The 21069-nt window shown below is 66.5% G+C and carries 26 protein-coding genes and 1 tRNA gene; 6 read left to right on the top strand and 21 right to left on the bottom strand.

Annotated features, from left to right (window positions below):
• Nucleotides 1-34 precede the first annotated feature (34 nt).
• From AC0QC4_RS11545 to AC0QC4_RS11515, 7 genes are all read right to left on the bottom strand, one after another.
• Complete coding sequence (locus AC0QC4_RS11545) at nucleotides 35-664, bottom strand: MarC family protein (protein ID WP_483660050.1); 630 nt, start codon at nucleotides 662-664, stop codon at nucleotides 35-37.
• A 9-nt stretch (nucleotides 665-673) separates the two neighbouring features.
• Nucleotides 674-1429 carry a Cif family virulence factor gene (locus AC0QC4_RS11540; protein WP_483660049.1) on the bottom strand — a complete coding sequence of 252 codons (756 nt, stop codon included), beginning with the start codon at nucleotides 1427-1429 and terminating at the stop codon, nucleotides 674-676.
• An 86-nt stretch (nucleotides 1430-1515) separates the two neighbouring features.
• A complete protein-coding gene (folD, locus tag AC0QC4_RS11535; protein WP_483660048.1) occupies nucleotides 1516-2412 on the bottom strand; it encodes a bifunctional methylenetetrahydrofolate dehydrogenase/methenyltetrahydrofolate cyclohydrolase FolD in 897 nt (298 codons plus the stop codon).
• A gap of 7 nt (nucleotides 2413-2419) precedes the next feature.
• Nucleotides 2420-2725, bottom strand: a complete 306-nt coding sequence (locus AC0QC4_RS11530) for a YggT family protein (RefSeq protein ID WP_483660047.1) — start codon at nucleotides 2723-2725, stop codon at nucleotides 2420-2422.
• Between the two features lie 34 nt (nucleotides 2726-2759).
• Entirely contained in the window at nucleotides 2760-3647 is an 888-nt protein-coding gene (gene argB / locus AC0QC4_RS11525) for an acetylglutamate kinase (protein ID WP_483660291.1), read from the bottom strand.
• 23 nt (nucleotides 3648-3670) lie between these two features.
• A complete protein-coding gene (locus AC0QC4_RS11520) occupies nucleotides 3671-4360 on the bottom strand; it encodes a queuosine precursor transporter (protein WP_483660046.1) in 690 nt (229 codons plus the stop codon).
• Between the two features lie 56 nt (nucleotides 4361-4416).
• Nucleotides 4417-4908, bottom strand: a complete 492-nt coding sequence (locus AC0QC4_RS11515; RefSeq protein ID WP_483660045.1) for a hemerythrin domain-containing protein — start codon at nucleotides 4906-4908, stop codon at nucleotides 4417-4419.
• 164 nt (nucleotides 4909-5072) lie between these two features.
• Between AC0QC4_RS11515 and AC0QC4_RS11510 the strand changes: the two genes are divergently transcribed.
• Together AC0QC4_RS11510 and AC0QC4_RS11505 are read left to right on the top strand one after the other, a co-directional pair.
• Entirely contained in the window at nucleotides 5073-6347 is a 1275-nt protein-coding gene (locus AC0QC4_RS11510; RefSeq protein ID WP_483660044.1) for a NupC/NupG family nucleoside CNT transporter, read from the top strand.
• 16 nt (nucleotides 6348-6363) lie between these two features.
• Nucleotides 6364-6819 carry a hypothetical protein gene (locus tag AC0QC4_RS11505; protein WP_483660043.1) on the top strand — a complete coding sequence of 152 codons (456 nt, stop codon included), beginning with the start codon at nucleotides 6364-6366 and terminating at the stop codon, nucleotides 6817-6819.
• Between the two features lie 16 nt (nucleotides 6820-6835).
• Here AC0QC4_RS11505 and AC0QC4_RS11500 read toward each other — a convergent pair whose 3' ends face one another.
• Both AC0QC4_RS11500 and AC0QC4_RS11495 read right to left on the bottom strand, forming a co-directional pair.
• The gene (locus AC0QC4_RS11500; protein WP_483660042.1) at nucleotides 6836-7771 is read right to left on the bottom strand and encodes an acyl-CoA desaturase; all 936 of its coding nucleotides are present in this window, start codon (nucleotides 7769-7771) and stop codon (nucleotides 6836-6838) included.
• A 93-nt stretch (nucleotides 7772-7864) separates the two neighbouring features.
• A tRNA-Arg gene (locus AC0QC4_RS11495) sits at nucleotides 7865-7941 on the bottom strand.
• A 58-nt stretch (nucleotides 7942-7999) separates the two neighbouring features.
• On the opposite strand from AC0QC4_RS11495, the gene AC0QC4_RS11490 reads away from it, so the two are divergent.
• Genes AC0QC4_RS11490 through AC0QC4_RS11480 form a run of 3 tightly spaced genes read left to right on the top strand, consistent with a single transcriptional unit; the run spans nucleotide 8000 to nucleotide 9415 of the window.
• Nucleotides 8000-8725: a queuosine precursor transporter gene (locus AC0QC4_RS11490; RefSeq protein ID WP_483660041.1), complete on the top strand. Its 726-nt coding sequence runs from the start codon at nucleotides 8000-8002 to the stop codon at nucleotides 8723-8725.
• A gap of 8 nt (nucleotides 8726-8733) precedes the next feature.
• The gene (locus AC0QC4_RS11485; RefSeq protein ID WP_483660040.1) at nucleotides 8734-9069 is read left to right on the top strand and encodes a hypothetical protein; all 336 of its coding nucleotides are present in this window, start codon (nucleotides 8734-8736) and stop codon (nucleotides 9067-9069) included.
• Nucleotides 9062-9415 (top strand): hypothetical protein, encoded by a 354-nt coding sequence (locus AC0QC4_RS11480; RefSeq protein WP_483660039.1) that lies wholly within the window; start codon nucleotides 9062-9064, stop codon nucleotides 9413-9415. The genes AC0QC4_RS11485 and AC0QC4_RS11480 overlap by 8 nt, the downstream gene beginning before the upstream one ends.
• On the opposite strand, the gene purQ is transcribed toward AC0QC4_RS11480, so the two are convergent.
• Nucleotides 9377-10042 carry a phosphoribosylformylglycinamidine synthase subunit PurQ gene (gene purQ / locus AC0QC4_RS11475; RefSeq protein ID WP_483660038.1) on the bottom strand — a complete coding sequence of 222 codons (666 nt, stop codon included), beginning with the start codon at nucleotides 10040-10042 and terminating at the stop codon, nucleotides 9377-9379. The genes AC0QC4_RS11480 and purQ overlap by 39 nt on opposite strands.
• Nucleotides 10042-10275: a phosphoribosylformylglycinamidine synthase subunit PurS gene (gene purS / locus AC0QC4_RS11470; protein WP_483660290.1), complete on the bottom strand. Its 234-nt coding sequence runs from the start codon at nucleotides 10273-10275 to the stop codon at nucleotides 10042-10044. The genes purQ and purS overlap by 1 nt, the downstream gene beginning before the upstream one ends.
• A gap of 145 nt (nucleotides 10276-10420) precedes the next feature.
• On the opposite strand from purS, the gene AC0QC4_RS11465 reads away from it, so the two are divergent.
• The gene (locus AC0QC4_RS11465) at nucleotides 10421-10849 is read left to right on the top strand and encodes an addiction module antidote protein (protein WP_483660037.1); all 429 of its coding nucleotides are present in this window, start codon (nucleotides 10421-10423) and stop codon (nucleotides 10847-10849) included.
• Here the strand turns inward: AC0QC4_RS11465 and AC0QC4_RS11460 are convergent.
• The 10 genes from AC0QC4_RS11460 to AC0QC4_RS11415 form a co-directional block, all read right to left on the bottom strand.
• Nucleotides 10827-12416, bottom strand: a complete 1590-nt coding sequence (locus AC0QC4_RS11460; protein ID WP_483660036.1) for a GMC family oxidoreductase — start codon at nucleotides 12414-12416, stop codon at nucleotides 10827-10829. The two genes, AC0QC4_RS11465 and AC0QC4_RS11460, sit on opposite strands and share 23 nt — an antisense overlap.
• Before the next feature lie 79 nt (nucleotides 12417-12495).
• Nucleotides 12496-12735, bottom strand: a complete 240-nt coding sequence (locus AC0QC4_RS11455) for a hypothetical protein (RefSeq protein WP_483660035.1) — start codon at nucleotides 12733-12735, stop codon at nucleotides 12496-12498.
• Nucleotides 12736-12787: 52 nt separating this feature from the next.
• Nucleotides 12788-13687, bottom strand: coding sequence for a sterol desaturase family protein (locus AC0QC4_RS11450; RefSeq protein WP_483660034.1), 900 nt, complete (start codon nucleotides 13685-13687; stop codon nucleotides 12788-12790).
• Between the two features lie 50 nt (nucleotides 13688-13737).
• Entirely contained in the window at nucleotides 13738-14160 is a 423-nt protein-coding gene (locus tag AC0QC4_RS11445; RefSeq protein WP_483660033.1) for a hypothetical protein, read from the bottom strand.
• Nucleotides 14160-14600, bottom strand: a complete 441-nt coding sequence (locus AC0QC4_RS11440; RefSeq protein WP_483660032.1) for a protein tyrosine phosphatase family protein — start codon at nucleotides 14598-14600, stop codon at nucleotides 14160-14162. The genes AC0QC4_RS11445 and AC0QC4_RS11440 overlap by 1 nt, the downstream gene beginning before the upstream one ends.
• Nucleotides 14601-14831: 231 nt before the next feature.
• Nucleotides 14832-16628 carry a DNA helicase RecQ gene (gene recQ, locus AC0QC4_RS11435; protein WP_483660031.1) on the bottom strand — a complete coding sequence of 599 codons (1797 nt, stop codon included), beginning with the start codon at nucleotides 16626-16628 and terminating at the stop codon, nucleotides 14832-14834.
• 80 nt (nucleotides 16629-16708) lie between these two features.
• Nucleotides 16709-17530, bottom strand: coding sequence for a sterol desaturase family protein (locus AC0QC4_RS11430; protein WP_483660030.1), 822 nt, complete (start codon nucleotides 17528-17530; stop codon nucleotides 16709-16711).
• Nucleotides 17531-17605: 75 nt separating this feature from the next.
• Nucleotides 17606-18670, bottom strand: coding sequence for an AraC family transcriptional regulator (locus tag AC0QC4_RS11425; protein ID WP_483660029.1), 1065 nt, complete (start codon nucleotides 18668-18670; stop codon nucleotides 17606-17608).
• Nucleotides 18667-20490 (bottom strand): ABCB family ABC transporter ATP-binding protein/permease, encoded by a 1824-nt coding sequence (locus tag AC0QC4_RS11420; RefSeq protein WP_483660028.1) that lies wholly within the window; start codon nucleotides 20488-20490, stop codon nucleotides 18667-18669. Before AC0QC4_RS11420 ends, AC0QC4_RS11425 begins: the two co-directional genes overlap by 4 nt.
• Before the next feature lie 51 nt (nucleotides 20491-20541).
• Nucleotides 20542-20919, bottom strand: coding sequence for a hypothetical protein (locus AC0QC4_RS11415; protein ID WP_483660027.1), 378 nt, complete (start codon nucleotides 20917-20919; stop codon nucleotides 20542-20544).
• Nucleotides 20920-21069 lie beyond the last annotated feature (150 nt).

Below are 21069 nucleotides of genomic sequence, written 5' to 3'. Positions count from 1 at the left end.
AGCGGCCCAGGATCAGGTCCGGGGCGATGTACATCTACCCCAGGCTCGGGAAACTCGCCTTCAGCCCGTCGATCACGAACTGCGCGGCGAGCGCGGCCAGCAGCACGCCGAGCAGGCGGGTGATCACCGCTTCGGCCTTCTGGCCCATCACCCGCATCAGCGGCCCTGCCGCGAGCAAGGCGGCCATGGTCAGCAACAGCACCGACAGGAGCGCCGCGAAGATGACGCCGGCGCGGTCCAGCCCCTCGTTCTGCGAGACCAGCAGCATTACCGAGGCGATCGATCCGGGTCCGGCGATCATTGGCATCGCCATCGGGAACACCGAAACGTCCTCGACCTCCGGCGTCGCCTTGACCTTTTCGGCGCGCTGCTCGCGGCGCTCGGTCCGCTTCTCGAACACCATGTCGACGGCGATGATGAACAGCATGATACCGCCGGCGATGCGGAAACTGTCGAGATCGATGTGGAGGAAGGCGAGCAGCGCCTCCCCCAGCAGCGCGAAGAAGATCAGAATCGCCCCGGCGATCAGCACCGCGCGGATCGCCATGCTCCGGCGCTGCGCGGCATTGGCCCCGCTGGTCAGGCTGGCGTAGATCGGGGCGCAACCCGGCGGGTCGATCACCACGAACAGCGTGACGAAAGCGGAGATGAACAGGTCGATCATCGCGCCGCCTTACGCGCCGCCGGCGCCATCGTCCATCACGCGGGTGATGCAGCCGTCCTGCCGGACATCGACGACGAAGCGCAGCGCGCCATTGGGGCGCACCACCCACGCCCAGCGCAGGCTGCCGTCGCGCGAGGCACCGCCGCCTGTCGCATCGCCCTGGTCGCTGCGCAAGGGCGGCGGCTCGCTCGAAACGCCATCGTCGCAATCGGCACGGATCTGGATCACCTCGTCGGGCGGAGAGAGCGGCGTCGTCACCGGTCCGCCATGATCGGCAACCCACTTCCATTCCCCATCGGCCTGCTTCTGCCAGATGGTGGTGAACATGCCATGGCTGCCTCCCGGCCACTGTGCCGCGCCGGTGGTCGCCGCCGTCTTGCCGTCGCAGGAGACGTAGACACGGTGCGGCTGCCACGCGACGCTGCGCGGCGGATCCGCACGCCCGGCCAGCCAGCTTTGTGCATTGACCGGCTGCGGCACGAACATCAGCGCCTCGGGCGCGGCGGTGGCGCGAAAGGCGGTCCATTGGCCTGAAGTCTGCGCCAGCAGCGCAAAGTCCCGCTCGGCCTGCACCGCCTGCCGCAGCGGATCGGCCTCCCGCTCGGCATAGCGGATCGCGCTGACGCCAGCGGAGATGCAGCCAGTCAGCGAGAAGGGGAGGAAAAGCAGCAGGAGGGCGCGTAGAGCACCTCCCCGGAACGCGGAGGGGGACCGACCGAAGGGTGGTGGGGTGGCGAGCGCAGCGAGCAACGGGGCTGTCGGCAAGGGCAGGCGCTCGCTTTGCTCGCTACTCCGCCACCGCTTCGCGATTCCCCTCCCCGTTCCGGAGGGGTGCTGGAACAGCCCCCGCATCACAGCCCCTCCGGTTCCGCCAGCCCGGCGCGGCGATGCGCCGCCACCAGCGTATTCCTGAGCAGGCAGGCGATGGTCATCGGGCCGACCCCGCCGGGCACCGGCGTGATCGCGCCGGCGACCGCCAGCGCTTCGGCAAAATGCATATCGCCAACAAGTCGCGTCTTGCCTTCGCCCTTCTCGGGCGCGGCGATGCGGTTGATGCCGACGTCGATGACAGTCGCGCCCGGCTTGATCCAGTCGCCGCGCACCATCTCCGGCCGCCCGACAGCCGCGACCAGGATGTCGGCGCGCCGCGTCACCTCAGGCAAGTCCCGCGTACGGCTGTGCGCGATCGTCACCGTGCAGCTCTCCCCCAGCAGCAGCTGCGCCATCGGCTTGCCGACAATGTTCGAGCGCCCGATCACCACGGCGTCCGCGCCTGACAGGTCGCCGAGCGTGTCGCGCAGCAACATCAGGCCGCCTAGCGGCGTGCAGGGCACCAGCGCGTCCTGCCCGGTCGCCAGCCGCCCGGCATTGATGACATGGAAGCCGTCGACATCCTTGGCGGGATCGATGCTCGCCAGCACCAGCCGTTCGTCGATATGCGATGGCAGCGGCAGCTGGACGAGGATGCCGTCGACCGCCGGATCGGCATTGAGCGCGGCCACCAGCGCCAGCAGCTCGGCCTCGGGCGTCGCGGCATCGAGCCTGTGCTCGACGCTCGCCATCCCTGCCTCTACGGTCTGCCGGCCCTTGTTGCGGACATAGACCTGGCTCGCCGGATCGTCGCCGACCAGCACAACGGCGAGGCCGGGCGCGCGACCGACACTTTCGGCAAAGGCGGCGACCCGGGCTGCCACCCGCGCCCGCAGCCCCTCGGCAAACCCTTTGCCGTCGATGATCCGCGCACTCACCGGCCGCTCACATGCTGCTGGCGATCGAGGCGTAAATGGTCGGCAGTATCCGCTGGAGAATGATGAGGATGACGATCACCACCATCGGCGACAGATCGAGCGCGCCAAAATCGGGCATGATCCGGCGGATCGGGCGATACAGCGGGTCGGTCAGCTTCTCGAGCGACGACCAGATGCCGCGCACCACATCATTGTGCAGGCTGATCACATTGAAGGCGAGCAGCCAGGACATCACCGCCTGGACGAGGATGACCATCAAGGTCACCTGAATCAGCACGTCGAGGATTTGGAAGAGGATAGTTACGGCAGTCATTGGGGGAGGGTCCTCGACTGATTGGGAGAAGGGATCAGCGGCGCAGCGCCGGCCGGCGCACCAGCGTGCCGGCCCCTGCGGTTGTGAAGATTTCCAGCAGCATGGCATGCGGCACGCGGCCGTCGAGGATGACCGCCGCCTCCGCCCCGCCATTGACCGCGGTCAGGCAGGTGTCGATCTTGGGCAGCATGCCGCCCGAAATCGTGCCGTCGCCCTTCAGCCGGGCGATGCCGTCGGGATCGAGCTCGGGGACCAGCGCCCCCTGCTTGTCGAGCACGCCGGGCACGTCGGTCATCAGGAACAGCCGGGTCGCGCCCAGCGCCGCGGCAATCGCGCCGGCCATGGTGTCTGCGTTGACATTGTAGGTCGCGCCATCCTGACCGATGGCGATCGGTGCGATCACCGGGATGAAGCCGGCGGCGACCTGCGTGTCGATGACGGTGCGGTCGACATGCGCGGGATCGCCGACGAAGCCGAGATCGATCACGCTTTCGATATTGCTGCCTGGATCGCGCCGCGTACGCTTGAGCCGGGTGGCGGTGACGAGATTGCCGTCCTTGCCCGACAGGCCGATCGCACGCCCCCCGGCCTGGCCGATCCAGCCGACGATTTCCTTGTTGATGGCGCCGGACAGCACCATCTCGGCGACCTTGGCGGTTTCCGCGTCGGTCACGCGCAGGCCGTCGACGAAGCTCGACTGGACGCCCAGCTTCTCCAGCATCGCACCGATCTGAGGGCCCCCGCCGTGCACCACCACCGGGTTGATCCCGACCTGCTTCATCAGCACGACATCGCGCGCGAAATCCCGCGCCGCTTCGGCATCGCCCATGGCATGGCCGCCATATTTGATGACGAAAGTCTTGCCGGCATAGCGCTGCATGAACGGCAGCGCCTCGGTCAGCGTCTCTGCCTTGGCGAGCATGGCGGGGTCTGGCGCGATGGCGTTCACAGCGTTTCCTTGGCGTTGAGCGAGCGGCCGAGCGCAACGAGGCCGGTGATCACCACCGGGATGACAAGGATCGACAACGTCACCTTGGCCAGCATCTGCCCGGCCATCAGCGTGCCAATGGGGAAGACGCCGTAAAAGGCGATGGTCACGAACAGCAGGGTATCGACGATCTGGCTCAGCGCGCTGGCAATTGCGCCGCGGATCGCCAGCCAGCCGGTGCGGGTCACGCCGTCATCCTTGCCCCTGAGGGCGGCAAAGATGGTCACGTTGAGAAACTGCGAGGTGCCGTAGGCAACAATGCCTGCCGCCATAAGCCGCGGCGATGAGCCCAAAATGGTCTCGAACGCGCTCAGCCGCGCGGCGTCCATTTCCGGCGCCGGTGGCAGAACCAGCACCAGCAAGGTCAGCAGGATCGACATGACGAGGGGCACGAAGCCCCACAGGACCAGGCGGTTGGCCGCTTTCTGCCCGGCAAGCTCGGCCACCGCGCTGGACAGGGCGACCAGCAACAGGAACGGGAAAATGCCCGCTTCGACCGCCAGCGGCCCCAGCGCCACTTGCTTGTTGCCCAGCACCCCGGCCAGCACGACCATGCCGCCGTAGACGATAGTGAACAGGAACAGCGCCGGGCTGATCCCTGCGCCGCTTGCTCCGGAAGGTGTCGCTGCTGTGTGTTGGTCCGCCATGACAGGCGGTTAGCGGTTTTTGTGCGCGGGGGGAAGGTGGTGCGGCGGCTTTGGCCTCACTCCTTCGCATCGTCCTTCTTTTCGGGCGTCACTTCGGCACTGGCCTTCTCCGCCGGCTTGCGGCGTTCGAAGACGCGGCGGATGTGCTGGACGTCCTCCTCGCTCAGCTCCTCGGCGAATTCGGGAAAATGCTCTTCCTCCTCTTCGTCGATATGGTGCGTGTAGCGATGGGCGAAGTCGCGGAATTTGGCCAGCCAGGCGCCGCTCGCCATGTCCGTGGCCGCCAGATCGTTGAGCGCCTCTTCTATCTCATGATGCTCGGCGACCGAATGGCGGGCCGAATCGGTGAGGTCGGGCTTGCGCATGACGGTCGAATAGAGCGCCTGCTCCTCGGCCGCGGCATGCGCCTTGAGTTCGAGCGTCAGTTCCTCGAACAGGGCCTCGCGATCCGCGCTCTTGCCCTGGGTGTCCGCGACCGCCGCCAGCAGCGCGCGATGGCGGTCATGGTCGGTCTTGAGCACATCGAAGATATCGGCATGCTTGGCCATCGCGGTTCTCCTCCATAAGCTGGGCAGCAGGTTTGTTGCCGAACGCGAACGACCCGTGCCGGTTCCCTGCAGCAGCGGAAACATGGATGGGATCGGCAGCACCGCTGCCCTTTGACCTGTCCCGGCAACCAGCTATGAGGCGCAAGGGCGCCCGGAGCGGCGCGATGCGGGGAAGACAGACCAACTATATGGTGCAGAAACTGCTGATCGGCCTGGCCGGTATCGCCATCATCCTCGGGTTGGCCGTGCTGCTGTCGTCCAACCGCAAATGGATCCGGCTGCGCGTCGTCGGCGCCGCCTTTGCGCTGCAGGTCGCCATCGCCGTGTTCGTGCTGGCAACGCCGTTCGGCAAGGCGGTGCTCGGCTTCCTGTCGGCCGGGGTGTCCAACCTGCTCGGCTATTCCAAGGCGGGCACCGATTTCATCTTCGGTCCCATCGCCTCGCCGGAGATCGGCGCGAACAGCTTCGCGATCGCCGCGCTGCCGGTGATCATCTTCTTCGCCAGCCTGATTTCGGTGCTCTACTATCTCGGCATCATGCAGTTCATCATCAAATATGTCGGCGGCGGCATCAAATGGGTGACCGGCATTACCCGCATCGAGAGCCTCGGCGCGGCGGCCAACATCTTCGTCGGCCAGAGCGAGAGCCCGCTGGTCATCCGCCCCTATCTCGCCGGGCTCACCCCCGCGCAGCTGTTCACGGTGATGACCGTCGGCATGGCCGGGGTCGCTGGCACGATCCTGGGCGCCTATGCCTCGATGCTCGGTGCGGCGCTGCTGCCCTATCTGCTGGCTGCCAGCTTCATGTCGGCACCCGGCGGCATCCTGATGGCCAAGATCATCATGCCCGACGATCCCAAGGACATCGGCATCGAACCGGTCGAGATGGCGGTCGCCAGCCACGATGAGGAGGCGCCGGCCAACATCATCATGGCCGCCGCGCAGGGCGCGCAGACCGGGGTAAAGCTGGCTGTCGCAGTCGGCGCGATGGTGCTCGCCTTCGTCGCGCTGGTCGCGCTGGCGAACGGCATCCTGGGGGGCATCGGCAGCTGGTTCGGCTATCCCGAGCTCAGCTTCCAGCAGATTCTCGGCTATGTGTTCCAGCCGGTGATGTACATGCTCAACGTGCCATGGGCCGAAGCCGATACCGCCGGCGGGCTGTTCGGCACCAAGATGGTGCTCAACGAATTCGTCGCCTTCATCGAACTCAGCCAGACGCAGGGCACCCTCTCGCCGATCACCGTCGCGGTCGTCACCTTCGCGCTGTGCGGCTTTGCCAATTTCAGCTCGATCGCCATCCAGATGGCGGTGACCGGCAACCTCGCCCCCAACCAGCGCCCGATGATCGCCCGGCTGGGGATCAAGGCGCTGATCGCCGGCAGCCTCGCCAATCTGATGTCGGCGGCGCTCGCCGGGCTGATCAAGAGCATGGGCTTTTAAGGGAGCCGGGGCGCCGATGCAGCTGACCTTCACCAAAGGCAGCGGCAAGACGGACACGCTGCACGTCCGCCGCGCCGACGGCTCTGAGGCGCGGATCGACTGCCCGAAACAGGGCATCATCCCGCACGACATGGTCCATTTCGCGGTCGAGGACGTGCTGCAGGCGCACGGCTTCATCCACCGCGTCGCCGGGGGCGAATCGGCCAGCTTCCGCATGGCAGCGGAGCAGGAGAGCGACAGCGTCGAACGGCTGGTCGAGGTGTTTCAGGGCGATGGCTGGTCGGGTGGGGCAACCCCTGCCGCGGACATGCTGGCCCTCTACGCCACCACGTGCGAAGCGCGCGACTGCCCGCCGCTGCCTGTGTCCGCGCAGGAGATAGAGGCGGTACGCGCGCGCATCGCCGAGCTTACCGCGGCCTGGGCGGAAGTGCCGATCGGCGGGGCGTTGGTGCTCGCGCTGGCTGCGCCGTAGCTCGCTGGCCGGTTGGTCAGCGGCTGCTGGTCCGACGCGCTGCCGGATCAGCCGCATAGGGTGGCATCTCGATCAGGTCTTCCCGGTCTGCAACTGCGCGGGGCCGACCGACATCATGCACAAGACCCATGCGCTCCAACAGCGCGATCAGCCACCAGCCTGGATCTGTCTGGCCACGCTCGAGCCCGATGCGCGCCGATTCGGGGAAGGCGTGGTGATTATTGTGCCAGCATTCGCCGTATGTCAGCAGGCCCATGCCGCCAAGATTGGACGCCTGCACCGCAGCATCCCGCACGAACCAGCGTCCCGCACCGGGATTGTGGCAAAAATAGGTGATCGTCCAATGGCCCGCGCTGCTGACGATCACGCGAACGCAGATTCCCCAGACCACCCAGGCCCAGCCGCCGGCCAGATAGAAGAGGACGGCGATCGGCAATTGCTGCCAGCGCCATGTGCGCTCCAGCATGATGTGGAACCGGTCATTGGCGAAATGCGGTTCGATGTTCAGCGTGGGCGGGGACTCGAATTCGAAGCGGTGGGTAAGCTGCCACCACAGGTCGACGGCCAAGGATCGCCGATGCGCGAAGAATGGATGGCATTGCGGTTGCCGCTGGGCCCAATCGCGCATGTCGTGGACACGGATGATGCCATGCGGCCCGGCGACGCCAACCAATGTGCCGATGTAGATCAAGGCATATTCGACAGGCTTGCTGCATTTGAAGGTGCGGTGGATCATCAACCGATGCATCCCGACACTGTGACCGATCAGCAGTGAGAAATAGGTCGTGATCGCAAACAACGCCAAAGCGCTCCACGAAAACATCGGGATGGCGAACAGCAAGGCCACCAGCAGCATTCCGCCATTCCAGGCGAGTTTCGCACCATCGACCACCGGCCGCCCCGACATCGGGCAGGCACCCGTGCCGTCAACACGCAAAACCGGTTTCATCATGGCGTGCCCTCCGATGCCGGACCTGGGACACCGGCTGCATCCCCGGCGGTCGCAGCTGCCCCGACGACCGGCTGGCGCAACAGCGCCCGCAATTGGCGCGCCCGGCAGGATTCGAACCTGCGACCACCCGCTTAGAAGGCGGGTGCTCTATCCAGCTGAGCTACGGGCGCTTCGGCAGCGCCCTTAGCGCGGATTGCGATGGGACGAAACATCGATAAGGATGCGGGCATGACCAGCCAGCCCGACCAGCCCGCCCATCTCTCCGCCTCCGCCATCGCTGGGCGGCCGCTGCGCTATTATGATTTCGTCATGGCGGCGTTCGTCGCGGTGCTGCTGCTGTCCAACATCATCGGTGCGGCCAAGCTGAGTCAGGTCGAGGGCTTCGTCTTCGGGGCAGGAATATTGTTCTTCCCGATCAGCTATGTGCTGGGTGACGTGCTGACCGAAGTCTATGGCTATGCCCGGGCGCGGCGGGTGATCTGGGCGGGGTTTGCCGGCCTTTTGTTCATGGCCTTCATGAGCTGGGCCGTCGTCTCGATGCCGCCCGCACCCGGCTGGAGCGGGCAGGCGGCCTATGAGGAGGTGTTCGGCCAGGTGCCGCGCATCGTCCTCGCCTCGATCACCGCGTTCTGGGCGGGCGAATTCGTCAATTCCTATGTGCTGGCACGGATGAAGCTGTGGACCAAAGGCAGGATGCTGTGGACACGCACCATCGGCTCGACCGTGGTCGGACAGGGCGTCGACAGCCTGATCTTCTATCCGGTCGCCTTCTACGGCATCTGGTCGAATGACCAGCTCGTCACCGTGATGCTGACCAACTGGGCGCTGAAAGTGGCGTGGGAGGCGCTGCTGACGCCAGTGACCTATGTCGTGGTCGGCACGCTCAAGCGGCGCGAGGGCATGGACCTGTTCGACGAGGATACCGATTTCACCCCGTTCCGCGCCCGCGTCTGAGCGCGGTGATGGATTGGCTGGGCGTCAAGCATGCGATCATCGCGGCCACCGACGTCTCGGCCGATGCGCTGCATCTGCTCGGCGGGATCCTGATCTATCTGCCGCTGGCCGTGTTGCTCGACCGGCGGTTGCGCAGCCTGCGCGCGCTGGCACTGACCGCGCTGCTGGTCTGCGCGGGCGAGGCGGGGGACTGGTATGCCTACCGTCTCGATGGCGAACAGCTGCCGATGATCGGTATCTGGCCGGACCTGATCGGCGGGCTGACCTGGCCGGTGCTGCTGTTCATCGCCGGGCCGTGGCTACAGCCGCGCAAGCCAGAGTCGCCGGCGCGCGACCATGGGTGAGCTCGGCGCCCTGTCCGACAGCGCCAAGCATCTGCTGACCGATCTGCTCGGGCTGGGCCGCGACGGATCGCATGTGCAGATCGGGATGATGCTGTTCGTCGGCGCGCTGCTGCTGCTGCGGGGACGCGGCATCGCCTGGGTGTGGGGCGGGCTGCTGGCGCTCGAACTGGTCAATGAATGGATCGACTGGGGTTTTCCGTCGACGACGCTGGCGGGGAGCGTCAAGGACGTCATCACCACCATGCTGGGGCCGACGCTGCTGTGGCTGGCGATCGCCCGGACCAGCCGCCGCGCTGTGCGACAGCGTTCAGGCGATGAGGGCGAGCAGGCCTTCGAACAGGGCTAGGCCGTCGCGATTGCCATGCGCATCTTCGACCGCGCGCTCAGGGTGCGGCATCATGCCGAGGACATTGCCGCCCGCATTGAGCACGCCGGCGATATCGCGTGCCGAACCGTTGACAGGACTTGCATAGCGGAAGGCGACGCGCCCCTCGCCCTCCAGCCGGTCCAGCGTGTCGGCATCGGCGATATAATTGCCGTCATGGTGCGCCACCGGCACGGTGATGCGTTGCCCCGCCTGATAGCGGCTGGTGAACAGGCTCTGGCTGTTCTCGACAGTCAGAGGCACATCGCGGCAGACGAAATTGAGGCCGGCGTTGCGCATCAGCGCACCGGGCAGCAACCCTGCCTCGGTCAGCACCTGAAAGCCGTTGCAGACCCCGAGCACCGGCACGCCGCGGCCCGCCGCATCGACGACGCTGCGCATGATCGGGCTGCGCGCCGCCATCGCACCCGAGCGCAGATAGTCGCCGTAGGAAAAGCCGCCGGGCAGCGCGATGAAATCGACGCCATCCGGCAGCGCGCTATCCCCATGCCAGACCATCGCCGGCGCGCGGCCGCTGACCAGCTCGATCGCGCACGCCATGTCGCGGTCGCAGTTGGAGCCGGGAAAGACGATGACAGCGGCGGACATCAGTCGAGACCGACGATGCGGAAGTTTTCGATCACGGTGTTGGCCAGCAGCGTGTCGCACATGCGGCGGACGTCGTCGCGGCTGGTGCCTTCTGCCACGTCGAGCTCGATATAACGGCCGGCGCGGACATCGTTGACCCCGGCAAAGCCGAGGCCGGCCAACGCGTGCTGGATCGCACGGCCCTGGGGATCGAGGACGCCGGGCTTGAGCGTGACGAACACTTCGACCTTCATCTGCATCACCCCTTGGCTGTGCGCTGGCGCGCCTATGGCGGCAATCGGCACTAGCGTCAAATAGGGTCGGGACCAACGTCACTTTCTTGTTGCGAATAATTCTTAGTTGCGACAAAATGGCGACCAGTCACAGGAGAAGCCGCCGATGTCCGCCTTTCTCGATCGCCTGATCCAGCCGCAGCGCATGGCCGCGCTCGAGCCCTTTGCCCGCGAAACGATCATGGTAACGCGGCTAGCGGTGCTGGCGGCGCGTCGCGATGTGGCGCCCTTGCCAGTGCTGCAACGGCGACTGGGCGACGCGCATCAGGCCGCACGATTCATGCACCTGACCGAAGTGGTCGCCGCCGCGTGGCCGGAACGATTCGCCCTCGCCCCGCCCTGCTGCCCGACGCTGACACCGGACGAATTGTTGCTCGCCGGGCTGGCCGATGCGGTGGCGGACGGCGATGCGCCCCGGTTCGAGCGGATGGCGCGCGAGATGCTGGGCGAGGATGCGCGACGCATCCTCTGGCAGGAGCTGGCGGCGGTCGCCGTCGGGCGCGCGCAGTGCGTCAGGCCGCCAGTGCAGCCCTGACGAAATCCGCCGCACGCTCGCCGATCATGATGCTCGGCGCATTGGTGTTGCCCGAGACGAGGCGCGGCATGATGCTGGCGTCGGCGATCCACAGTCCCTCGACATGGCGGGACTTCAGCGTCGGATCGACCACTGCGGCATCGTCGCTGCCCATGCGGCAGGTGCCGACCGGGTGGTAGACGGTGTCGGCCCGGCTGCGGATTTCGGCGGCGAGCGCCTCATCGTCGGCCATGTCGACAGGGTGGCGGTTGACGCCCTTATAGTCGCTGAGCGGCGGGGAATTGAGGATGCGGTCCATCATCCTGACGCCGGCGCGCATCACGTCCATGTCGCGCTCGTCGCTGAAGAAGCGCGGGTCGATCACGGGCGCGGCGGCGGCGTCGGGCGAAGCGAGGCGCACCGTGCCGCGGCTTTCCGGCCTGAGCACGCAGGTGTGGCAGGAAAAGCCATGGCCCTTGACCTTCTCCCGCCCATGATCCTCGAGCACGGCTGGGACGAAATGATATTGCACGTCGGGCGCGGGCGCGTCGGGGTGGGTGCGCCAGAAGCCGCCGCCCTCGGCAAAGCAGGTGGTGAGGATGCCGGTGCGGCGCAGGCGATGCTCTAAAAACGCCTTGGCCATGCGCCACGTGCCGGCAAGGCTGTCCCCGAAGGTATCGGTCGATTCGGTCTGATAGCCGGCAACATAATCGATATGGTCCTGCAGGTCCGATCCGACCGCCGGAATGTCGCGCAGCGGCGAGATGCCGACATCGGCCAGATGCGCCGCCGGGCCCAGCCCTGAGAGCATCATGATCTGCGGGCTGTTGAACGCGCCTGCAGACAGCACCACGCCGCCACGCGCGCGCAGCACCTCTGTCTCCCGCCCGCGCTTGATGACCACGCCGGTGACGCGCCCGTCCTCGATCAGCAGGCGCTGCACGAGGGCGTTGGTGCGGACTGTGAAATTGGCACGGCCGCGCGCCGGTTCGACATAGGCACGCGCCGCCGACCAGCGTTCGCCCGCCTTCTGCGTCACCTGATAGAGGCCGAAGCCGTCCTGGCTGGCGCCGTTGAAATCGGCATTGCGCGGGAGCTGCAGCGATGCCGCACTCTCGACGAACTTGACGCTGGCGGGGTTGGGCCAGCGCTGGTCCATGACGTTGAGCGGGCCATCGGACCCGTGAAAATCATCGCCGCCGCGTTCATTGCCCTCGGCGCGCTTGAAATAGGGCAGGCAGTCTTCATAGCGCCAGCCGGTCGCGCCGAGCGACGCCCATTGGTCATAATCGAAGCGATGCCCCCGGATGTAGACCATGGCATTGATCGCCGAGGAACCGCCCAGCCCCTTCCCGCGCGGCTGATAGCCGGTGCGGCCGTTGAGGCCCGGCTGCGGCACGGTTTCGTAGCGATAGTTCGACTTGTCCCCGATGAACGGCATGAAGCCGGGGGTCTTGACCGTCACCTTGTCGTTGGTGCCGCCGGCTTCGAGCAGGCAGACCGAAAGACGGGGATCCTCCGACAAACGCCCCGCAACCGCACTTCCCGCCGAGCCGCCGCCGATGACGATGATGTCGAACTGGTCCATGTGCGTCGCTCTCCGGTCTGACCACCCGTCTTGCGCGGGGCGCCGCTTACATGAATGTCATTAACAGTGGTGGCAAGTGCTAAAGACAGTTGCCCTGCATGCAGCTCACCAGCAACATAGCCGACGGAAGAAGCGCAAGCGCAGCAATGGCCATCACGGCGAGCAACGGCCAGCGAGACCCTTTCCGCCAAGCCATAATCGACGCGCCGATTCCGATCAGTACTGACAGCCAGAAGCCGATGAGAAAGCCCGAGCCTGCCGAACCAAGCGGCACCATTACCCCACCATAGCCGATATCGAGCGCACCGGGGACGACCATGGAAACTATGCTCAACAGTGCAGCGCACAGTGCTGTCGCGCCCCATTGATCACTAGTCATCGGTCTGTACCGACTGTCTCGCGGCCCACCGCGCCTTGATGCTGTCGCTGGTGTCGCGGCTGCCGTCGTGGGTCCAGCCAGGGGGCATGACGATATAGCCGAGCTTGGCGCGCCACGGCGCATGCCAGACATCCCGGGCGATGCCGATCCATTCGTGCGTGGCGGCCCACAGGATGTTGAAGCTGCCTAACTGGCGCACCAGCCCGTAACGCACCGGCTCTTCATCCACCTCCGGCGTGAAGCTGCCGAACATCCGGTCCCAGACGATGAACACGCCGGCATAATTGGCGTCGAGATAGCGCGGGTTGGTGCCGTGGTGGACCCGGTGGTGCGACGGGGTGTTCATCACCGCCTCGAACCAGCGCGGCATCCGCCCGATCGCCTCGGTGTGGATCCAGAACTGGTAGACGAGATTGAGACCGGCGCAGAAGAACACCATCGCCGGTTCGAAGCCGATCAGGAACAGCGGCAGGCGGAAGATGAAGCCGAGGCTGATGAAGCCGGTCCAGGTCTGCCGGAGCGCGGTGCTGAGATTGTAATGCTGGCTGCTGTGATGGATGACATGGCTGGCCCAGAACCAGCGCACACGGTGCGCGGTACGGTGGAACCAGTAATAGGCCAGATCGTCGAGCACGAAGCACAGCGGCCACGCCCACCAGGCCCAGCCGATGTCGAGCAGGGCGAACTGGTGGAGGTAAAGCGCCAGCGCGATGACCAGCCCGCCGGTGAGCAGCCCGGCGATGGTGCTGCCGAAGCCGAGCATCAGCGAGGTCAGCGTGTCGCGCGGCTCATAGCGATGGCGGGCATGGTGGCGGGCGATCCACATTTCGGCGAGGACCAGCACGACGAAGGCGGGGATAGCGAGGCTGACGGGATCGGGGAGGGTGGGCATGACGTGCCTTACCCTATCCGCTCGACATGAGCGGGAAAGAGAGAAGGTGCTCACAATACCTCCCGCAACCGGCTGGCGATGGCGGCGGCGCGGGGGCCGAAGTCCAGTTCCACGCCACCGAAGGTCCGCTCCCCGCTTTGCAGCCACAGCCGGTTGCGATCGAGGCGGGCAGAGAAGCTCTTGTCGATGCGACGCGCGGCGAAGCGGTTGCCATGCGCGCGGACCAGCATGACCGCGCCATCGGCATTGCGGACCAGCGCGGCGAAGCCTGCGGCATCGACGTCAGCCGAGACACCGTCAAACCCGCATTCGGCCTCTTCCGCCAGCTGGATGGCGTGCACCTCGTCGCGGATGCGCTCATGCGTCGCGCCCAGCCCCATCCATCGCGCGACCTGCGCGAGCAGCAGTACCGCAACCAGCGAGCCGATCAGCGGCGCGACGACGGGAATGGCAGCGCTCAGCCAGCCGGGCATCAGGCGGCTCCGCTGGCCCCGGCATGAAGCGCGTCGAGCGTGGGGCGCAGGCCCGACAGGTCATAGCCCTGCGCCGCCGCCTTGTCGCACAGCGTCTGCGGATCGTCCCCCAGTCGCGCGCGGGTCAGCGCCCACAGGTTGGTCGAGCGGGTGCCCGAGCGGCAATAGGCGAGGATAGGACCGCTGCTCGCGGCGATGGCGGCGGCGAGCGCGTCGATCTGGGGATGGCTGAAGCCCGAATGAGTGACGGGAATTGCGACATAGGCGATCCCGTGCGCGGCGCAGGCGGCGGCGATCTCCGCCCCCTGCGGCGCGGCGGGTTCCTCCCCGTCGGGGCGGTTGTTGACGATGGTGGTCACCCCGTGCGCGGCGGCGGCGGCGACATCCTCCACGGCGATCTGCGGGGCGGCGAGGAAACTGGGGTCGATGGTCCTGAACATGGCTGGCGTTCAAGGACGGTGGGCGCGGTTTTGCAAGAGGGAAAAGGGAGTAAGGGTTCGCGCCAAGACGCCAAGTCGCCAAGATGTTGGCTCTTGCGGCGTAGCCTCGCCTCCACTCAAGCGTTGCGCCTAAAGCTGACCGAACCATCAAGAGTCGCTTCGAGGCCTCATCCAATATCTTGGCGGCTTGGCGACTTGGCGCGAATCTCTCGGGATCGGCAGCTCTCAACGCTAGTGCTGGCGGATCACCGCCAGAAAGGCATCGCCATAGGCTTCCAGCTTGCGCGCGCCGATGCCGGGAAGTTCGCCGAGCGCGGTCAGCGATTGCGGGCGGAAGCCCGCCATGTCCCGCAAGACGCTGTCGTGGAAGATGACATAGGGCGGCACCCCCGCCTCGCTGGCAAGGTCGCGGCGCAGGCTGCGCAAGGCCTCGAACAGCGGATCGCCGACCGGATTGGCGCCGGCCGCGCCACGCTCGCGCCGCTCGCCCCGCGCACGGCGCTCGCGTCGGGGGGGGAGGACCAGCGCGACATCCTCCTCGCCCTTGAGGATGGGCCGCGCAGCGGGGCCGAGCATCAGCCCGCCATGCTCGGTCTCGGCCAGCGCCTCGCGCGCCATCAGGCTGCGCGCCAGCGGCTTGAGCAAAGGCGCTTCCTCCGCACCAACGATGCCGAACACCGAGAGACGATCATGCCCGCGATCCCGCACGCGGTCGTTGTCCGCGCCGGTCAGCACCGCGCTGACATGGCCGAGCCCGAAGCTCTGCCCGGTGCGATACACGGCCGAGAGCAGCTTGCGCGCCAGTTCGGTGGCGTCGGTCGATTGCGGGGCGGACAGGCAGTTGTCGCAATTGCCGCAGCTCGGCGGCGGATCCTCGCCGAAATGGCGCAGCAGGATGGCGCGGCGGCAGCCGGGCGCCTCGACCAGAGCGGCGAGCGCGTTCAGCCGGGCGCGATCTCCAGCGCGGCGGTCCTCCGGCACTTCGGCGAGACGGGCGCGCGCTTTCGAAAAATCGGCTGCGCCCCAGAACAGATGCGCTTCGGATGGGTCACCGTCGCGCCCGGCGCGGCCGGTTTCCTGATAATAGGCCTCGATCGACTTGGGCAGGCCGGCGTGGATGACGAAGCGAACGTCGGGCTTGTCGATGCCCATGCCGAAAGCGATGGTGGCGACCATCACCATATCCTCGGACTTGACGAACGCCGCCTGATGCGCGGCGCGCGTCTCGGGCGGCAGACCGGCGTGGTAGATGCGCGCGGGGCGGCCGGTGGCGGCGATGGCGGCGGCGAGCGCCTCCGTGCCGTCCCGCGTCTGCGCATAGACGATGCCGGGGCCGGAGATGGCGCGGACGGTTTCGACCACCTGGCTCTTCAGGCTGGCGCGCGGGTGGATGCTGTAGCGGATATTGGGTCGGTCGAAGCCGGCGACGATCAACCCGTCCGCCGGGATGCCGAGCTGGGCCAGAATATCGGCGCGGGTGTGCGCGTCCGCCGTGGCGGTGAGCGCGAGGCGGGGGGTGTCTCCGAAGGCGTCGAGCAGCGGGCGCAGCAGGCGGTAATCGGGGCGGAAATCATGCCCCCATTCGGAAACGCAATGCGCCTCATCGATGGCGAACAGCGCGATCCGGACCTGGCGCAGCAGATCGAGGAACTGCGGCTGAGAGGCGCGCTCAGGCGCGACGTAGAGCAGGTCGAGATCGCCGGCGAGCAGCCGCTGGATGGTCTCCGCACGATTGGCATCGGCGCTGGTCAGCGTGCCCGCGCGGATGCCGACCGCCTCGGCGCTGCGCAACTGATCGTGCATCAGCGCGATCAGGGGCGAGACGACGACGGTCGTGCCCTGGAACAGCACCGAGGGCAGCTGGTAGGTCAGCGACTTGCCCGCGCCGGTCGGCATCACCGCCAGCGTATGCTGCCCGGCAAGGACCCGGGCGACGACACGCTCCTGCATCCCGCGAAAGGCAGGGAAGCCGAAGACGCGGTGGAGTGTGTCGAGAGGGTCGGCGAGCGGTGCCGGGGCGGTGGGCATGGCAGCGCCATAGACCACAGCCGCGACTGTTCACCACCCCGATTGTCAGAGGCCCAGCGATGGAATTGGCGTAACGTCGATCAATTGCTCTGGCTGGTCGCGAGGCCGCCGGTCGCCGCCGGGCCGGATCGGGCGGTGACGCGGTCGAAGGTTTCCGCATAGCGCGGATGCTCGGTGCCCATGAGCTTGTCCCAGAAGGTGAAGTATAGCCCGTAATTGTGGGCGAAGCTGCCATTATGGTGCAGATCATGATGGGTGGTGGTGTTGATCCACCGGGTCAGCGGAAACGCCAGCCACCAGCGCGGAAACAGCTCCACCCCCGAATGGCCCATGACGTTGCGGATGATCTGCCAGTTCAGAAAAGCGAACAATACCCAGCCCGGCGTCGCGACAAACAGCTGCCAAAGCGGCACAAAGGCGGCCATCACCACGGCTTCGGGTACTGCGAAGCTGTATGCTGCAAATGGTGTCGGCGTGACCGAGCGGTGATGGTGACGGTGAAAAAACTTGAACAGGCGGCGATGGTGCATCGTCCGGTGTGCCCAGTAGAAATAGGCATCGTGCGCGACGACGATGCCGATCAGGATCGCGAGATCGACAGCCAGGCCGCGGCTGCCCTCGATCCGCTGGAAGATGCCGATGCTGAGCCCCCAGATCATGACGATGGTGACGCCGAAATAGACGATACAGGTCTGGAAGGACGCAATGAATTCGCGGCGGACATCGGCCGCGGTGGCGTGTCGTTGCTGGATCTTGCGGTTGCGCCCCCAAGGCAGGCGCATCACGCCCCAGACAATGGCCGCCATGGCGATCGTCGCGATCAGATAGCGCCCGAAATCGAAGGTGAAGGCGGCAATGGCATGATCGCGGAACACCGCGACGATGTCGAATGTCTTGGGCATGGCAGACTCCTGCGGTTGCAATGACTACGCCATGCATCCGCTGACCCTTCGTTACCTGCCGCATTCCAAGACGGGCTAGCCGATTCCGGAATCGGCCAGTTGTTGCTGGCGATAGTGGCTGGGCGTTACCCCCTCTGCCTCCCGGAATGCGCGGTTGAACGGTCCGAGAGAGCCAAAGCCCGCATCGAGTGCAATGGTCAGGATGGGCACGTCGCGCTGCGACGGATCGGCCAGCGCAGCCTTCACCTCACGGAGGCGGTGACTGCTGAGGAAAGCAGCGAAATTGCGATGGCCCATCTGCTGATTGATGGCACGGCGGACCCGATACTCCTGCTCGCCCAGTTGTGCAGCCAGTCGGGCGATGGTCAATCGATCATCCCGCCATGCCTTATGCGCGTGCATGTACTCGGAGATCCTGTCTGCCAGCGCCGACAGGCCGGGGTCGGCCAACGGGCCATCCTGAGGCGGCTGGCCCCGACCGTCCACGAAGAATTCGGCGCGGCGCGTACCCAGCAGCGCCGCGCAGAGGGCCGCTGTGAGCAGCGGAATGCCGAGGTTGATCACCTGGAACATCGGCACTGCCCCACGATTCCAGTTGGACCAGAAGCCGGCCGTAGTCACCAGCAGGAAGTAGATGCCCACCGACCAGACGAAGCGCATGCGCAGTCGGCGCCGCTCCTCGACCAGATCCTCCCGGCGGCCGCGGTAGGCAATGGCAAGACCCACTGCAATGAAGCCCAGCCACATCGCCCGCTGCGCGATATCGAGCCAGATAGCCCTGGATGGCAGAGCGACAAAACCGATCAACAACAGGCCGCCAAGCGCACAGGATGCGCCGACCAGCGCCCAGCTGCGCCAGCTGATCCGGGCCTCGTCATTGAACCAGGTGCGCGCGAACAACCAGAAAGCGGCAGGTGCAGCCGACTGACCGAGCTTGAGCAGAAACGGGCCGAGGCCCTGCGCGCCAGGCTGCCACGGCGAAAGGTCTGCCAGCACGTGGCAAGCAACGGTGCCGAGCAGCAGCATGGCGACACGCGCCGCCAGCACCGGGCGGTGATCGCGAAACAAGATCCAGGCCCACAGCCCGAGCAACGACAGCGTCGCTCCGCGTGCCATCAAATCCAGCGCGGCCAGGCTCATGCCGGGCTGCCCGCTTCCACCTCTGCCATCTCCACCGCCTGCCGCGCCCACATCTGCGCATAGAGCCCGCCTGCGGCCAGCAGATCCTCATGCCGCCCGAGCTCGCGCACCTCGCCAGCCTCCAGCACCAATATCTGGTCGGCGTGGGCGATGGTGGAGAGGCGGTGGGCGATGGTGATGGTGGTGCGGGTTTCGGCGATGGCCTCGAGCGTCGCCAGAATCTCGGACTCGGTGCGGCTGTCGAGCGCGCTGGTCGCTTCGTCGAGGATCAGCAGCGGCGGGTTCTTGAGCAGGGTGCGGGCGATGGCGACGCGCTGCTTTTCCCCGCCGGAGAGCTTCAGGCCGCGTTCGCCGACTTCGGTATCAAAACCCTGCGGCAGGCTTTCGATGAACTGGCCAACCGCGGCACCATGCGCGGCTGCGCGGATTGCGGCATCGTCCGCCCCTTCGCGGCCATAGGCAATATTGTAGCCGATCGTATCGTTGAACAGCACCGTGTCCTGCGGAACGATGCCGATCGCCGCGCGCAGGCTGGCCTGCGTCACCTGGCGCACATCCTGCCCGTCGATGGTGATGCGCCCACCGGTCACATCGAAGAAACGGAAGAGCAGGCGGGCGATGGTCGATTTGCCCGAGCCCGACGGTCCGACGATGGCGAGCGTACCGCCGGCGGGCACCGTGAAGCTGACGCCCTTGAGGATCGCGCGGTCGGCATCATAGTGGAAGCGGACATCCTCGAAGCGGATTTCCCCGCCGGCAACCTCAAGCGGCCGCGCGTCGGGCGCGTCGGCGATCTCCGCCGCGGTATCGGTCAGGCGGAACATCGCATCCATGTCGATCAAGCCCTGGCGGATCGTGCGATAGACCATGCCGAGCAGGTCGAGCGGGCGGAACAGCTGCGCGAGCAGCGTGTTGACCAGCACCACATCCCCGGTCGAGAACATGCCGCGCGACCAGCCCCAGACGGTGAAGCCCATCGCGCCAGCCATCATCGCGTTGGTGATCAGCGACTGGCCGATGTTGAGCCAGGCGAGGCTGTTTTCCGACGTGACCGCGGCATCGGCATATTGCCGGGCGACCGCGGAATAGCGCGCGACCTCCCGCTGCTCCGCCGCAAAATATTTGACGGTTTCATAGTTCAGCAGGCTGTCGACCGACCGGCCGATGGTCAGCGTGTCGAGATCGTTCATCCGGGCACGCAGGGCATTGCGCCAGTCGGTGACGCGGCGAGTGAAGGCCAGATAGGCGGCGACCATCGCCAGCGTCGCCAAGGCCAGCCACAGGCTGAACTTGACCCAGAAAATGACGAGCACCGCGATCAGCTCGATCAGCGTCGGCGCGATGTTGAACAGCAGGAAATAGAGCATGACGTCGATGCTCTTGGTGCCGCGCTCGATGATCTTGGTGACCTCGCCGGTGCGCCGCGACAGATGAAAGCGCAGCGACAGCCGGTGCAGATGATCGAACACCGCCACCGCCAGCGTGCGGGTCGCGTCCTGCCCGACGCGCTCGAACAGCGTGTTTCTGAGATTGTCGAACACCACCCCGGCGAAGCGGGCACCGGCGTAGGCGACGACCAGCCCGATGGCGAGCGCCACCGCCGGCTCCATGCCAGGCTGCATGCGGTTGATGGCCGCAGCATAGATGAAGCCCATCGACAATTGTACGGTCTTCGACAGCAGCACCAGCACACCGGCGCCGACGATGCGCAATTGCTGGCCGCGATTGCCGCGTGGCCACAGGTAGGGGATGAACCGCCCCAGCGTCTTGAGCGCGGCGGGTTCTCCGGTGGAGGAATCGGTGGGCGACTGGGGAGGCATTGCTGCCACAGGTAGGCGCAGGCGGCGCGGCTGCCAACCTGCCCGTATCCGTCAGGGCAGATCGTAGACGATCATCCGGCAAGGGGGCGCATCGGGCCGGGCCGGGGGGTCGCAGGAGCGGATGCTGGACCGCACCTGCTGAGCGAGCAGTCGTCGATGGTCACCGGCCTCCACAATCTGCACCGCACCCTGCTGAAGCCGGGCCGATGAAGGCAGGATGGTGGCGCGGGCGGTGGCGGTAGCCGTCACACGCACGGCATCCGGCGAGGCCCCGCCGACCTCAGCCCTCGCGTCGTTGGGATGGGTGACAAACAGCAGCGCCACCAGCGCGGGGACCAGCGGCGCGATGCCGGCGCGCCTCAGTATCTGCCGTGCGACCGATTTTGCCCGCAACAGGTCGGCGTCTGACACGTGCGCGGGATCGGTCACGGCGGGAACCGAGGCCCGGACCGGCGCCTGGCGACAGGGGAGCGAAGCGCGAGGATCGCGCACGAGACAAGCCTTTCTCCCGAGAAAGGACCAAACGTCCGAAAGGAGAAAACGACCCGTCATGGGGGCGCTTTAGGAAGAAATTTTTTA

The sequence above is a fragment of the Sphingomonas sp. jy18 genome, from assembly GCF_056931895.1.
This window is presented reverse-complemented; position numbering and strand designations above follow the sequence as displayed.